The organism is Olivibacter sp. 47, from assembly GCF_030372825.1.
In the GTDB taxonomy this organism is placed as follows: Bacteria; Bacteroidota; Bacteroidia; order Sphingobacteriales; family Sphingobacteriaceae; genus Olivibacter; species Olivibacter oleidegradans.
On sequence record NZ_JAUCNR010000001.1, the window covers coordinates 3,198,941 to 3,214,431 of the forward strand.

At 41.1% G+C, this 15,491-nt stretch carries 7 protein-coding genes; 4 read left to right on the forward strand and 3 right to left on the reverse strand.

Translation table 11 applies throughout. The features are described 5' to 3' along the window. Positions 1–53: 53 nt before the first annotated feature. The gene (locus tag QT327_RS13910; protein ID WP_013666936.1) at positions 54–275 is read right to left on the reverse strand and encodes a CDGSH iron-sulfur domain-containing protein; all 222 of its coding nucleotides are present in this window, start codon (positions 273–275) and stop codon (positions 54–56) included. A gap of 126 nt (positions 276–401) precedes the next feature. Between QT327_RS13910 and QT327_RS13915 the strand changes: the two genes are divergently transcribed. Then, the gene (locus QT327_RS13915; protein ID WP_289553104.1) at positions 402–872 is read left to right on the forward strand and encodes an NUDIX hydrolase; all 471 of its coding nucleotides are present in this window, start codon (positions 402–404) and stop codon (positions 870–872) included. A gap of 27 nt (positions 873–899) precedes the next feature. Here QT327_RS13915 and QT327_RS13920 read toward each other — a convergent pair whose 3' ends face one another. Then, on the reverse strand, positions 900–1,958 hold the full coding sequence (locus tag QT327_RS13920; RefSeq protein ID WP_130855985.1) for a DNA topoisomerase IB: 1,059 nt from the start codon (positions 1,956–1,958) through the stop codon (positions 900–902). 661 nt (positions 1,959–2,619) lie between these two features. Between QT327_RS13920 and QT327_RS13925 the strand changes: the two genes are divergently transcribed. Genes QT327_RS13925 through QT327_RS13935 form a run of 3 tightly spaced genes read left to right on the forward strand, consistent with a single transcriptional unit; the run spans position 2,620 to position 14,247 of the window. Continuing rightward, the gene (locus tag QT327_RS13925; RefSeq protein ID WP_289553105.1) at positions 2,620–9,663 is read left to right on the forward strand and encodes a type I polyketide synthase; all 7,044 of its coding nucleotides are present in this window, start codon (positions 2,620–2,622) and stop codon (positions 9,661–9,663) included. Between the two features lie 10 nt (positions 9,664–9,673). Further along, the gene (locus QT327_RS13930) at positions 9,674–13,957 is read left to right on the forward strand and encodes a type I polyketide synthase (protein ID WP_289553106.1); all 4,284 of its coding nucleotides are present in this window, start codon (positions 9,674–9,676) and stop codon (positions 13,955–13,957) included. Beyond that, the gene (locus QT327_RS13935; RefSeq protein ID WP_013666941.1) at positions 13,945–14,247 is read left to right on the forward strand and encodes an acyl carrier protein; all 303 of its coding nucleotides are present in this window, start codon (positions 13,945–13,947) and stop codon (positions 14,245–14,247) included. The genes QT327_RS13930 and QT327_RS13935 overlap by 13 nt, the downstream gene beginning before the upstream one ends. Positions 14,248–14,370: 123 nt before the next feature. Here the strand turns inward: QT327_RS13935 and cfa are convergent, their stop codons facing one another. Beyond that, the gene (cfa, locus tag QT327_RS13940; protein ID WP_289553107.1) at positions 14,371–15,480 is read right to left on the reverse strand and encodes a cyclopropane fatty acyl phospholipid synthase; all 1,110 of its coding nucleotides are present in this window, start codon (positions 15,478–15,480) and stop codon (positions 14,371–14,373) included. Positions 15,481–15,491 lie beyond the last annotated feature (11 nt).

Sequence of the window (15,491 nt, forward strand, 5' to 3'; positions counted from 1 at the left end):
TGACGCAATTTGCCTTGAATGACAACTGCTTTTAAATTTGGAGAATCGTTGTTCTATTTTTTCGGCGGGAGATCGAACGCGATTGCTTCGTGTTCGAAATGTCCTTTATGAGAGCCGTCGCAAAACGGTTTTTTTGATGACAGGCCGCAACGACAGATCGATACAACCGTGCGTCCATCCAAACCATATGGTGTACCGTTTTTGTCAACTATTTCAAATTCTCCTTCCACCCTTAGGGAGCCGTTTTCGTTGATTGTTAGTTTAGTTTTAGTCATGAGTTATAATTTGTGCAAAAGTATAAATATGTGGCAGCTCCTGTAAAAATAAACGCAATTCAGATTGATTCTTCGATTTTCTCTGACAGAAGGTATACATTTGTCAATTAAAGAGCCCTTATACTTATGAAAAGAAGCGCAGGTATTTTGCTTTATCGACTAAAAGACGGAAAGGTGGAGTTTTTCCTCGTTCACCCCGGTGGGCCATTTTTTGCGAAAAAAGATCAGGGCTTTTGGACGATCCCTAAAGGAGAGTTTGAAAATGCCGAACCTCCACTTTCCGCAGCAAAACGCGAATTTGAGGAAGAGACGGGGTGCTCCATTGAAGGCGAATTTATTGAGCTGGACCCTGTGATTCAAAAGGGCGGAAAGAAAGTCCTATGCTGGTTGTTGGAAGGGAATATGGACTTGGATAACATCCGAAGTAATACCTTTGAGATGATATGGCCTCCCAAATCGGGAAGAATACAACAGTTTCCCGAAATAGACAAGGCTGGATGGTTTTCCATAGACGAAGCAAAACGATTGATAAACGAAAAGCAAATTTCGTTCCTTGATCAGGCTTTTTCTCTCCTTAATGCTCGGATGAATAGTTGAATAATCACTTCGTCCTATTTGGATCAATCAAGAAGTTAATCTCAATAGGATTTGCTGGCTTTTCTTTAAGTTATGAAGAAATGTTATCAAGAGTGGTTCGACTTCATGAATAGGCAGCGATTTCACTTCATCGCTTGTAGTTTTGCGAAGATAGCTTTGCAAGCTGCCCGCTAAATAGGCGTCAATTAAGTCATTACAAACATATGAAGCTCTACATACGGCTCTTGTGTTTCCCAATTTTTTAGCAACGAAATCGAGACAGGCATTTAGGTTCTTTTTATAAGACTTCACCTGTTGCTCTTCAGTGCTTAGCTCAAGTAGGTACTTAAAAGCCCATAAGGTTGCATACCATGTTCTAAAATCCTTTGACGTAAAGTTCTGTCCGGTGTGCCTTTGGATATATTCATTTAAATCGCCGGAATCTAAGGAGCAGATTTCCTGATCGTCATTATAATATTGAAAAACCTCTTGGCCTGGAATTTCCATAACCTGACGAAGTCTCTTAGTCAAACTACGATTACTGAGTTTAATGTTGTGCTTTTTGCCCTTTTTTCCTGTAAAGTTAAAAGTAACAATTTGTCCTTCTATTTTTACATGTCGACTTCGTAAGGTCGTCAATCCATAACTGTTATTCTCCCGTCGATAGCGGTCGTTCCCGGCGCGCATAAGAGTGTTTTCCATGATGCTGAGTGCAATGGCAGAAACGCGGTCTTTACCAAGGTTTCGTTGTCTGCAATCAGCCGTAATCGCCTCTCTCAATGATGGTAGTACCTTTCCAAAGGCGAGGATACGATTAATTTTGTGTTTTTCTCTTGTTTCGTTCCATAGCGGGTGATATAAGTATTGCTTTCTCCCCTTATCGTCCAATCCGGTGGCCTGAAGGTGGCCATTATCGTAAGGACTTATCCAAACGTTTTTCCAAGCTGGCGGAATCACTAAACTTTTTATTCTTTTTATTAATTCTTTATCAACGATCGGCTTTTTATTGATGTCTAAATAGCAATATCCCTTCCCCTTTTTTACCCGAGTATAACCATCAGAACTATCATTACAATAGCGCAACTGCTGCTTGCTTACTTTTAACATAACTGTCCGAATTTAGAATAGTTAACATATATTACTAAGCTTTTGTGTGAATTAGGGAGCTGGATAATCGAATGTTTTTTACTAAAGTGTCAGACACTTCATTTTAGCACATGATGACGCAGAATAGGCTTAGCATGTTTTTTGGTACCACATTAGATTTATGCTAATGCGGAGGGCGCTCGCATAATATTTGGAACTTTTTTTTATGCGTATTTAACATGGAATCGAGCTTCTTTAATGTTTTCTTAACAAAAAATCAACAAAACCATCATTACCGATCGAAAAACAGTTGAAATGTTGCCGATTTGCATTAAAAACCAATGAACAAAATGAACAAAAGAAAAAAGTCCATCATTTACTAATTTGCATCACAAATAACAGATAGAAATGCTTTGTTATAATCTCACGCTATTCGAGGCAAACACAAAAGAATGATGATTGCATATTGTAATTTAAAGACACCTCTTCTATTTCTTTGTTCGCTTTTGAATTTATGCACATACAAAGCAAATTAATAAAACGAATGCTGATTTGGCCTTCGTAAGAACCTCACATAATAGTTCATCAAATTTATGAAACAGAACAATAAGCAGATTCCTTAAACGAAAAAAATCCAACCAACTATTTTTTATCGTTTACTACACTTATAATTATTAGCATCATGAAAACAGCAAAGTTGATTGGTATTACCCCTTTCGAGCTTCCTGATTTGGCTTTATTGAAGGCACTTAGTAAAACCCCTTTTGTACCGGTTCTCCATATCGGTAGAAATCACGATCAGATAGAAAAAATATACGATAATATAAAATCCTATAAGCCAAAGTCCATAGGTCTTTGTTTTCCTGACTCCCACATTCCATCAAAGGAACTTCCATCGTCTGTAGCCTATATTATTATGCCATTTTCTAACGAAATCTCAATGGAGGCTATTGACGTAGAAATTATTTTTCAAGTTTATTCTGTGGAAGAGGCAAGACTCGCCAAGGCCAGAGGTGCAAAAACAATTATTATTAAGGGAAATGAATCGGGAGGTCATGTTGCCTATGAAGCCACTTATATTCTATTCCAGCATGTGATCCAGGATTTTGATCTGCAAAGTCTATCAGTATGGGTACAAGGTGGTATAGGGATTCATTCTGCCGCAGCACTTATTGGATTAGGAGCGGACGGAATCGTAATGGATAATCAACTATCGTTATTCCCGGAATGTAAGGCACCGCAAGCGCTAAAAAATGTCATTGAAAAATTAAACGGTACCGAAACTAAATTAGTCGGTAACTTCCGCGTATTAAATCGCCCTAATGCACCGGAACTTCCCCAAGGTGCTACTTTCTCGGATTTACTTCCATACTTGAATGGAAACTATACACTGGAAGACTCTTATTTGCCTATGGGGCAAGATGTTATCTTGTCAAAAGGACTTGTTAGCAACTATAAAACAATCGATCACCTCGCATCCGGTTTACTTGAAGCTATCAATGGTCATATTAAGCAAGCCAAAACTGAGCATGTGTTAAGAGAAGATAATCCTTTAGCGGAGGAGCTTAAGATACGCTATCCAATAGCGCAGGGACCAATGACTCGAGTGAGTGATCTTCCAAGTTTTGCGGAAGCTGTATCTTTGGGAGGTGCACTGCCTTTTGTAGCACTTTCGTTAATGACGGGTGAAAAAGCAAAAGAATTGATTGTAAAAACGAAAAAAGTGCTTCAAGACCAAACCTGGGGTGTCGGAATCCTCGGTTTTGCGCCGCAAGAATTAAGGGAGGAACAGTCTCGCTACATTTTAGAGGCAAAGCCCCCTGTCCTACTCGTAGCCGGTGGTCGTCCGTCCCAAGCGATTCCTTTTGAAAAAGCCGGAATTAAAACCTTCTTGCACGTTCCTTCTCCTACCCTTCTTGACCTATTTATAAAAGAGGGTGCAAGAAAGTTCGTATTCGAAGGAAGAGAGTGTGGGGGGCACGTTGGTCCGTTATCGTCTCTGGTACTTTGGGAACTTCAAATTGAGCGTATTTTAAAAGAGGAACAGCTACCATCATTTGAACTATTTTTTGCCGGTGGAATACATGATAGTTTTTCAAGTGCCTTTGTATCCATCATGAGTGCTCCATTAGCTATCGGTGGTGCAAAAATTGGTGTGCTCATGGGGTCAGCTTATATTTACACAAAGGAGGCGGTTGATTCGGGTGCTATTCTGCCTGGTTTTCAGGAACAAGCGATAAAGCAGGCGGAAACCGTTCTGTTAGAAACTGCTCCCGGCCATGAAACCAGATGTTTGCAATCGCCTTTTACCTCCTACTTCGAAGAAGAAAAGCGGAGACTTGAAAAGGATGGTGTCGATAAAAAGCAGATATGGGAATCATTGGAGCAGTTAAACGTGGGGCGTTTGCGCATCGCTAGCAAAGGAATCGAACGGGTATCCGAGAATCTGATATATCTGAACGAGGATGTGCAATATCAAAAGGGTATGTACATGATCGGACAGGTAGCCGCTTTAAACAATAAGATCAGAACCATAGCTGATTTACACGAAGATGTCGCCAAAAACAATTATAAACATATTGAACATGCAGAGACCTTTACCTTAACAGAAACAACCAATCATGCGATCGATATAGCTATTATCGGAATGGCATGTATCTATCCGGGAGCACAGGATATTGACGCTTTTTGGCGGAATATACTAGATGCTAAAAATTGTATTACGGAGGTGCCTGATGAAAGATGGAATAAAGAGATTTATTATGATCCATTAGATACCAACGGCAGCAAATCTCCATCAAAATGGGGTGGATTTATACCGAAGATCGAATTTGACCCGCTTGAATTTGGAATTCCCCCGCAGTCGTTGGCCGCTATTGATCCAACACAGCTGTTGAGTCTGCTTGTTGCAAAGCGGGCACTTGAACATGCAGGTTATGCCGCGAAGGACGCTAATAAGGAGAATGTATCGGTTATCATAGGTGCGGAAGGTGGCAATGACTTGGCCAATAATTACAGTTTCAGAGCACTTTTCTCGCAATTTTTCGGCGAAATACCGAAGGAAGTTGATGAATCCTTACCAAAACTTACTGAGGACTCGTTTCCGGGGGTATTGGCAAATGTAATTGCCGGTCGAATTACCAATCGATTAGACCTTGGTGGCCGTAATTATACAGTGGATGCTGCATGTGCTTCTTCGCTGGCGGCTATTGACTTGGCATGTCAAGAGCTCATCCTCAACAAATCTGATATGGTGATTGCCGGAGCGGCGGATTTACATAATGGTATCAATGATTATCTGATGTTTGCCAGTACACATGCTCTTTCGAAAAAAGGTCGATGCGCAACCTTTGATGCGGAGGCTGATGGCATCGCTTTAGGCGAAGGTGTGGCAATGGTTGTGCTGAAAAGATTGGAAGATGCGCAACAGGACGGTGATCAAATTTTTGCCGTAATTAAAGGTGTAGGCGGCTCCAGCGATGGAAAGAGTCTTGGGTTAACAGCACCTCGACTTGCCGGACAAACGAAGGCATTGGAAAGAGCCTATTCGCAGGCGGGTTTATCCATATCATCTGTTGAACTCTTCGAGGCACATGGTACCGGCACGGTGGTTGGAGATCGCACTGAATTGAGTGCATTAACGCAGGCAATGGTTAAGAGCGGAGCCATCCCGCAACAAAGCCATCTTGGTTCAGTTAAAACCCAAATTGGGCATACAAAATGCGCGGCGGGTATGGCAGGCCTGATTAAAAGTGCGTTGAGTGTATATTACGGAATTAAACCGCCGACTATTAACTTAAAAGAACCTAATGGTTTTTACAACGAAAAAACAAGTCCGTTTGTATTTACCGACAAAGCTGGTTTATGGTCCAATCCACAACGAGTAGCCGGAGTTAGTGCTTTTGGTTTCGGCGGCACGAACTTTCATGCCGTTATTTCCAATCATGTAGATAACAAGAAAATACCGTTCTCTGTTACGAAGCAATGGCCCGCGGAGCTCTTTGTTTTCAGAGGAAATGATTACGAAGAGGCCAGTCTCCTACTCAAGAAAACAAAACGATTAATTGATCTGAACGACTCGGTAAAGTTACGTGATATTGCGTTCTCTCTTGCTACCTATAGCAATGCTCCGGTACAATTATCTATAATCGCTGATTCCATAGCAGATCTGCAATTCAAGATAGATTTGGTATTGTCCGGTACGCATGCGAAGGATACATACATAACAAAGGAGGTTAAGGGAAAAACGGCCTTCCTGTTTGCTGGTCAAGGAAGTCAGCGAATACACATGGCTAGAGAGCTATTGGTGAACTTTCCACGGATGAGATCACTTCTCAGTCGTTACCCGGCATACGAAAAAATACTTTTTCCTAGCAGTGCTTTCAGTGAAGAAAGTTTAAAGAAGCAAAAGGAAGCCATTAAAGATACGGGTATGGCGCAACCGCTTTTAGGAATAATAGATATAGCGATTGCTAACCTTTTGAGTGATCTTGGCGTCATCCCCGATATGCTGGCAGGCCATAGCTACGGAGAGCTTCCGGCACTCGCATTTGCAGGGGTGTTCAATGAGGGGGATCTCGTTGCTTTAAGTAAAGGGAGAGCCGAAGCTATCTTGGCCTCGACAGGTGACGACAAGGGGATTATGGTAGCCGTAAACGGTGATAAAGCGATGATCGATCAGTTGTTGTCTTCGAGAAAGAACATATATGCCGTCAATCATAATTCTCCACAGCAATGGGTTCTAGCAGGCGAATCCGCTGTGATGGAAAGCTTTATGCAGGTCTTAAAGGAACAAAAAATTTCCTACCGGCAACTGGAAGTAGCCTGTGCTTTTCATAGTCCGTTAATTGCAAAGGCGGAATCTCTTTACGCTGATTTATTGAACGGTTTTTCATTTAAACAGCCTAGCATTCCTGTTTGGTCAAATACAAGTGCTGCTTTATACCCAACGGAAAGTACCGAAATCAAGAACCGTTTGGCTTCTCATATTGTCAATCCTGTGCTTTTTTCAGACCAAATAGAAGAAATGTACGCGAATGGTGCCCGAATTTTTATTGAGGTTGGGCCAGGTAAGACGCTAACAAGTTTGACAAAGTCGATTTTAGGCAAGGAAGAGGTTGTTATACATACAGAGGAAAATGGAAAACACGGTATTTTCCAACTATTAGTGGCTTTAGCGCAATATATAGCTACAGGGAAAACCGTACAGATAGATGTTTTATTTGCAGATCGACAAGCAACTTGGTTAGATCTGGACAACCCGGAGAAACTCAAGAAAAGTTCCTCAATCTGGCTCGTGGATGGTCAGATGGCGATGCCTGCTCAAGGCAAACTACCCGCTTACAGTGCACTGCCTGTAACGAAGCCTATCATTAATTTTAAAGAACTGACCGTGCAAAACAACACAAAAAGTGATACTTTATCGGTACAAGGATCTGCTGAGCAGCTCACCTTGGAATATTTAGCAGGTATGAAGATGCTAATTCAAGCACAACGGGATGTCCTCCTCGCCTATCTAGGACAGCCTAGTACGAACAATTATATCCATACAAATCCTAATACGGTTCCGGTATCAATGCCTAGTCTCATTGAAAAGAGAGAACAATCTCCGGATCCTGTAGGTAAGAAAGCTAATGAAAACGAACTAATAACATCCGGTCCAAAAACGACAAAGCCTTTGTCTACGATTCTGATGGAGGTGGTAAGCGAAAAAACAGGTTATCCAAAGGATATGCTAGGAATGGATCTGGATCTGGAAGCAGATTTGAGTATTGATTCCATTAAGAGACTCGAAATTATTGGCGAGTTGCGTATACAGTTAAGTAACTTTCAGTTTAAAAATAAAAGCCAAGATGAAATGGTGGAACAATTGGCTTCCATCAAAACACTTAATGGTTTACTTGGGTGGTTTGACGCAAACATTATAAACGATGTTAATGAAACCTTAACAACGGAAATAACCCGGCAACAACCTGCGCTTCAGAAAGGTGATATCCAAGATATGATTCTAGGAATTGTAAGCGAGAAAACAGGATACCCAACGGAAATGCTCGGTCTTGATCTCGACTTGGAGGCTGATCTAAGTATAGATTCCATCAAAAGAATCGAAATAATCGGTGAACTCAAAGTTAAATTAGAGGCTATTATGCCTAGCGATGAGGAAAACCAAGAGCAAATGGAAAAGCTGTCTGCGTTTAAAACCTTAAATCATTTGATCGATTGGATAGCCGCCAAACTATTAGCTAACGGTGAATCTAAAAGCCTTGCAGATAAAGAAAAGCCGTTCGTTGACACCTTACTTGGAAATAACGAACTTAGTGATACATTGAAACGGATCAAGTTTGAATTGACAGATGTTCATGCTTTATTAAAACAGGAATATCCTAATACCTTGCAAGGTGCAAAAGTTGCCATTACACGCGATGGGAATCTCGGTTTTCTGATTAAAGAGAAGCTGGAAGAACGAGGCGCAATTGTCGATATTGTACCACAAGAAAAAGACCTGGCAGGCTATGACGGACTGGTAATTTTAGATATGGTCGCATCTAATCACCGATTAAATATTATCGATGCCGTCCGCATGGTAAAATCGTTGGATATGAACCGTGTTAAGTGGGTTTATGTGTTATCTGATCACGGTGCTCATGTTGATAAGAATGAAGATCCCAAATTTCTACGAAGTTATCAGGGATATACGGGTTTTATTAAAAGTCTAGATAAAGAATATGATCAGGCAAAATGTCGGGCCATTCATTTTATGAATGAAACAAAAGAAGATAAAATTCCTGACTTATTGATTGATGAAATGCTTTGCACGGATGAGCCATCAGTTATCTATTACAAAGATAATTTTAGACATGCAGTTAAAGAAACGAACGATCCTTTACAGACTGCAAACAGAAGTCCGTTTGTTATGGATAAGGATGCTGTTGTTCTTGTTTTAGGGGGTGCCCAAGGGATTACCGCCGCGTTAACTACACATTTAGCGAAGGAGTATCCTTGTAATTATGTGCTAGTAGGCCGGTCTTCATATCCGAGTGACGTGGACTCAAATCAGATTATCATGCAAAGCAAAGAGGAAATCAGAAAGAGCCTAATTGAGCAAGGGTATTCCAAGTCACCTGCGGAGATTGAACAAAGGACAATACAGTTGCATAAAACACAACAAATCCTAAGTAGCATGCAGGCTATTAGGGAACAAGGTGCAAATGTGAGTTATCATGCTGTTGACGTAAGAGATGAAGATGCGCTAGTGCTTCTGATACAGGAGCTCTATAAGAAATATGGCAGAATTGATGGCGTAATTCATGGAGCAGGTATTTTGGAAGATAAGTTGTTTGAAAATAAAACGGCTGATTCCTTCGAACGGGTCTTTAGTACGAAAGTGACCCCCTTACGCGTACTCGCTGAACAATTGAGAAATGATACGCAATTTATTGTGTTCTTTTCCAGCATAGCTTCTGTTTATGGAAATAGAGGCCAAACCGATTATGCAGCGGCAAACAGTGTGCTGGATCATTATGCAGAGGTGTTACGAAAGAAAATGAAAGGTCGAGTAATGGCAATCAATTGGGGACCATGGAAAGGTGCCGGGATGGTGTCCTCCAGTCTCGAGAAAGAATACGAACGCCGAGGCATATCTTTAATTCCCTTGGAAAGAGGAAAAGAAACATTTGCCAATGAAATAAAATATGGAAATGAGAGTCGGGTTTTAATTATGGCATAGTTACGCAGAAATGAATAAAAAAGATATTGCAATTATCGGGATGTCTGCTGTATTTCCGGGGGCTCCCGATATCAATTCGTATTGGAATAACATTTTAAAGAAAGTTGATGCTACGGGACCCATACCGTCAAGTAGAATTAACGAACGGTATTTTATTCCCGATGATGAATCCTACGATCGATTCTATTGCTCGCGTGGTGGCTTTATTGATGATTATGCGCATTTTGACCCCGTTACATTCGGTATTCTTCCACTTGCTGTAGAAGGGATGGAACCTGATCAATTACTCACGCTTCAGTTAGTTCATAGCGCTTTGGAAGATGCCGGTGTTTGGAAGAACAAATACAAACTTGATAGAACTTCTATTATCATAGGAAAAGGCAATTACGTGGGGCCTGGGGCGACGCGAGCGGTCGAAGTTGTACATGTAGCAGAGCAGCTGGTGAATCTTATACGGCACTTAATGCCGGATTTAAAAGAGGAGGAGATCAAGCGGATAAAAAAGGAGTTCCAGAAGAAAAAAGGGCGCTTCACTCCGGATACTACGATGGGCCTCATACCTAACCTGATTGCTTCATTAGTGGCTAATCGTTTTAACCTAGGAGGAGCCGCTTATACCGTTGACGCTGCCTGCGCAAGTTCTTTATTGGCTATAGACCATGCCGTGAACGAATTAGTAAACGATCGATCGGATATGGTCATTGCCGGAGGTGTTCATGTCGGCCAAAACGCCACATTTTGGAGTATTTTCCATCAATTGGGAGCGCTTTCCAAACGGCAGCAAAGTAGGCCGTTTGATAAGGACGCCGACGGATTAATAATTGGTGAAGGTTGTGGTTTCGTAGTCTTGAAAACGCTCGATAAAGCATTATTAGACGGTGATCGGATTTATTGTGTTATAAAAGGTGTCGGTATAAGCAGCGATGGTTCGGGAACGAGTGTCATGAGTCCCTCCACCAAAGGACAAGCGAGGGCAATCGAACAGGCTTGGCAACAAGCTGGTTTGTCTGTTAACGATATCGGTTACTTAGAGGCCCATGGTACCGCCACGGTTATTGGCGATCGTACTGAACTGGAAACGCTTAAATTGGTGTTTGGTTCGGCTAGTAGAGGGAATAAAGCAAAAATCGGAAGTGTAAAATCCATGATTGGACATGCGATGCCCGCGGCTGGCATTGCCGGTGTAATAAAAACGGCTCTAGCCCTGTATAATGACACGCTTCCCCCTACCTTGCACTGCGATTCACCTATTGAGGTTATGGCCGAAACTCGATTTGAACCGGTAAATGAACCGATAAACTGGTCTAACAGCGGTTTACCGCTAAGGGCCGGTGTAAATGCCTTCGGTTTTGGCGGCATCAATGCGCATGTTGTATTGGAAGCTTTTACAGTAAAAAATACGGTACATCAGGCCAAGCGAGTAGCAGAGGATGAAGTGCGAGTATTGGCACGAAAAAGTGTGGATGAATTAATATTAGCGCTAGAAAGTGGTAGCAATGATATAGGCGATGGTGATTTTCGCATAGCAGTTTTTAATCCAACGGTAGACCGGATTAAAAAGGCGATCAATATCGTGACTAAAAATAAGCCCTGGCGTAATAGACAGGATATATGGTATACAAATGCGCCGCTACTACGCGGAGAGAAGAAAATTGCTTTTCTATTCCCCGGTCTAGATGGCTTATCATCGGGCGAAACCGAAAGTGTTTCCAAATACTTTAAAATAGAGCAGGAGTTTCTACTTGAAGATTCTATGCATGAGACAAAAGTTTTTGTTTCTGCCTTGAATCAACTTCAAAATAGTAGAACGATTGATCTAGCGATGAAAAAACTCGGGGTTGTACCGGATATCAATGCAGGACATAGCATGGGCGAGTGGCTGGCGGCCATGTCAGCAGGTTTGGTTACAACGAGTTCTGTCAAACATCTAATAACAAAGCTTGATCCTCAATTGTTTGAAGTAAGCTATGCCAGGTTTATCGCAGTTGGTTGTAGTTATGAACGTATTAAGGGGATTTCAGAAAAAATTCCGTCCCTCTATTTAGCAAATGACAATTGCCCTCAGCAAGTAATACTCTGCGGTACGTACGAAGCAATTGAGCAGCTCATTACGGAATTGAAGGTACACCAAATTTTTCATCAGGTTTTACCATTTCAATCTGGTTTCCATAGTCCTTTTATTAAAGATAGAGTGCCTCAAATATTGGAAGGCATCGAAGAAATAGATTTTTTAAGGGTAAAGATTCCAGTTTGGTCTGCCACAAACCTGGCCCCTTACCCTGATACAGTGGAGGCGATAAGACAACTTAATGTTGAACATTTAATACAGCCGGTTAGATTCAGGGAGCTTATTGAAAAATTATACCATCAAGAACAAGTGCGTGTTTTTATCCAGATTGGAGCAGGCGGCATAACAGGCTTTGTTGATGATACCCTCAAAGGAAATCCATATAATGCTTTATCTGCTACTTCTCCCTATCGAGATGGTTTATCTCAGTTGCGAAGAATACTTGCCTCATTGTATGTCGACGGTAAAGAAGTCGACTTAGATTTTTTAGGTCTTCAAACAAAATCACAGAAGGCTGCATCTGTTAAGTTAAATCTTGGTTCACCGCTTGTAAGCACGTGGGATTTTCTGGTCCATTCATCGTTTACAAAGCCACCTAAAGATACCGGTTATGTGAGAACACAACGAACGGTAAAACATCCACTTGCGATGGCTGTGATGGACAATATGGAGGAAGCGATGGGTATGTATTCGGATCTGATCGAACTGATTGAAAACAAGGAGTTTTCGAATCCACTACCACAGCGTTTTAATAGGTTTGGAACCGAATCTCATGTGCCCGGGCATTTTGAAACACCGTTCAATATTTCGCTAGATCAGCATCCCTATCTTATAGACCATGCACTGGTAAAACAAAAGCCAGGTTGGCATTGTCCGGAAGATATGGATCCGGTAATTCCGATGACAATGATTTTGGAATTGCTAGGTGAAGCTGCTTTTAATCACGAAAGACAACGAAAGTTGAGCAGAATACAACAGATCCGGGTTTTCCAATGGATGAATGTGAGTAAGCCGTTCAGGGAAAAAGTAGTTGGTGAGAGGAAAAATGACTCTATGTGGAGCGTCCGTATTGATAAGTATGCCGAGGCGGAAGTTGTATTAGCTGAAAAATTGGAGAGCTCTTCTTTGCAACTGTTAACGGTGGGTAATTTATTGGATATACAAATTGATCCCGTAACCATTTATGATCGACACATGTTCCATGGGCCAGCTTATCAAGGTATAAAAGCTGTCAATTCTATTGGTGATAAGGGAATAAGGGGAATAATCGTTGGCAGTGGAGGAAAAGGCTCACTGCTAGATAATGCCGGGCAATTATTCGGCTTATGGTTGCAATTAACCTTAAAGGTGAATAAAGTTGCATTTCCTATCAAAATCGATGAAATTATATTTTATCAGGATTTCGCTGATCAGACAGGCGAATTCGAATGTACGTGTTCGCTAACGGACATCAATGATGAAACGGCTACCGCCAACTTTCTGCTTAAAAGAGACGGAAAGGTCTGGGCGGTGATTAATGGATGGCAGAATATACGGTTGGAGTTTGACGAACGCCTATGGCAAGTGTCTATGTCTCCTAAATTCAACCTATTGTCGGAGGAGATATATCCGGAGGTATTCAAATTTCACAAGGCTTACCAAAAAGTTATTTCGTGGGATTTTATTGCAAAACGTTACTTGCCACTAGCGGATCGTAACTTCCTAAACGGCTTAGCGCTTAACAAGAGAAAGAAATGGTTAGTTAGTCGTGTTGCCCTAAGAGATGCGATAAGATCATTACTCTTAAGAGAAACGAACACTGCCTATTACCCCATAGAATTTAGTATTGCTAAACTTGCTACCGGACAGCCCGTTATACAAGGGCCTTTAGCTGCAGATGTTCAGATCTCAATAGCACATAAAAATGATGAAGCCGTAGCCATTGCACGACTCGGTAAACCTGTTGGAATCGATATGGAAGAAATCAAGTCGAGAGGGGTGGGTTTTGAAGAAATCGCCCTGACGGCCAACGAACGACTTTTGTTAAAAGGAAAAGAAGATCGGGACGAGTGGATTACGCGCTTTTGGGTAGCAAAAGAGGCTTATGGGAAGTCAATTGGGAAGGGCTTGGCCGGCAATCCAAAGACTTATCAAGTAGGTGCAATTGAAGGGGATGAGCTGATTATTGAAAGTATAAAAGTTAAAACAATTAAGTACAACAATTATATCATAGGATGGACACTGTAGAAAATTACAACAAACTAAAAAGTGAGGAAATCTTTAGCTTATTGAAGCAGTTTATAACAGATATTATCGGTGAAGAATTTATTGAAGAAATGGACATCTCGATGGAAAGTTCTTTTACAAAAGATTTAGAGATGGATAGTATTGAGATCGTCTCTTTTTCGGAAAAAGTAAAAGCACATTTTGGAGAGGGTATCGATTTTACCGGTTGGCTCTCTGGTTTGGATTTGGATCAATTGATTGATTTAAAAATAAAGGACATCGTAAATTATATACTTTCTTCTCAAGTTTAATATTCCATTTAATCCGTAGGATGTCTGGAAGTCGCTACGCTGCCAGCGTCAGGGTTCTTTCATTACATGAACTAAACATGTCGGTCCACAAAGACGGCTTTTAGACATCCTCGGAATGGGCTCTTAACGTACAGAGAAATAGCGGGCTATATTCCCTTTTTTTGATAAGACCAGTTGCCAAACGTTATTATGACGGGCTTTAAACGAAGCTGCACTTACATTTAAATAATACAGCCACATCCTGTAAAAGAGATCGTCATAACTGTTTTTTATGCAATGCCAATAGTTTTTAAAATTTTCTTGCCAGGCATTCAGGGTCAACTCGTAATCAGGACCAAAGTTATGCCAATCTTCCAACGTGAAATAAGGTTCCATGGCAGCGGTTAATTGCCTTGGTGAAGGTATTAGTCCGTTTGGAAATATATACTTATGTATCCACGGATCAGTTGCTGTTGAAGCCTCGTTTCCACCAATACAATGAAGCAGAAAGAGACCGTTGGATTTTAAACAATTATGCACTGTTTGCATAAAGATGCGATAGTTTTTGTATCCGACATGCTCGAACATTCCAATGGAAACGATACGGTCAAATTTTTCATCCAAGTCGCGATAATCCTGCAATCTAAATTCAACGGGCAACTTATGGCACCATGTCTTGGCAAACTCAATCTGCTCCGCGGCAATGGAGATTCCTGTTACGGTAACACCATAATTTTCACTTGCAAACTTTGCAAAACCGCCCCAACCGCAACCTATATCCAAAACAGTTTGACCGGGGGATAAATCCAGTTTTTTACAAATAAGATCTAGTTTTCTTTCTTGGGCCTCCTCTAGAGTCTTGGCATCTTTCCAATAGGCACAAGAATACATCATCGTTTTTCCGAGCATATATTGATAAAGTTCGTTGCCAATGTTATAATGCTTTAAGGCTACATCTATCGATCTTTTCTTATTCTGTAAATTAAATAGCTTTGATTTCAGATAGTACCAGAATAGGGTTGGTTTTCTTTTAAATTTGTCACTTAAATTAGCTTGGATTAAACGATATAAGAGTTCCTCAATATCGTTTGAAACCCACCAGCCTTGCATAAATGACTCACCTAAACCGAGCGAACCTCGTTTTAGAACTTCTTTATAGAATCGACTGTCAACAACCTGTAAGTCGTGGGGTCTGGAACCGTTAATCTGTATATCACATGGTGCTAAAAAATCGTTCAGTAAATCTCTTAACATAGCGTTCAAGT

Excerpts from the sequence above, each read along its gene's own strand:
- QT327_RS13910 (WP_013666936.1), bottom strand. The coding sequence starts at position 275 with ATGACTAAAACTAAACTAACAATCAACGAAAACGGCTCCCTAAGGGTG.
- QT327_RS13915 (WP_289553104.1), top strand. The coding sequence starts at position 402 with ATGAAAAGAAGCGCAGGTATTTTGCTTTATCGACTAAAAGACGGAAAG.
- QT327_RS13920 (WP_130855985.1), bottom strand. The coding sequence starts at position 1,958 with ATGTTAAAAGTAAGCAAGCAGCAGTTGCGCTATTGTAATGATAGTTCT.
- QT327_RS13925 (WP_289553105.1), top strand. The coding sequence starts at position 2,620 with ATGAAAACAGCAAAGTTGATTGGTATTACCCCTTTCGAGCTTCCTGAT.
- QT327_RS13930 (WP_289553106.1), top strand. The coding sequence starts at position 9,674 with ATGAATAAAAAAGATATTGCAATTATCGGGATGTCTGCTGTATTTCCG.
- QT327_RS13935 (WP_013666941.1), top strand. The coding sequence starts at position 13,945 with ATGGACACTGTAGAAAATTACAACAAACTAAAAAGTGAGGAAATCTTT.
- cfa (WP_289553107.1), bottom strand. The coding sequence starts at position 15,480 with ATGTTAAGAGATTTACTGAACGATTTTTTAGCACCATGTGATATACAG.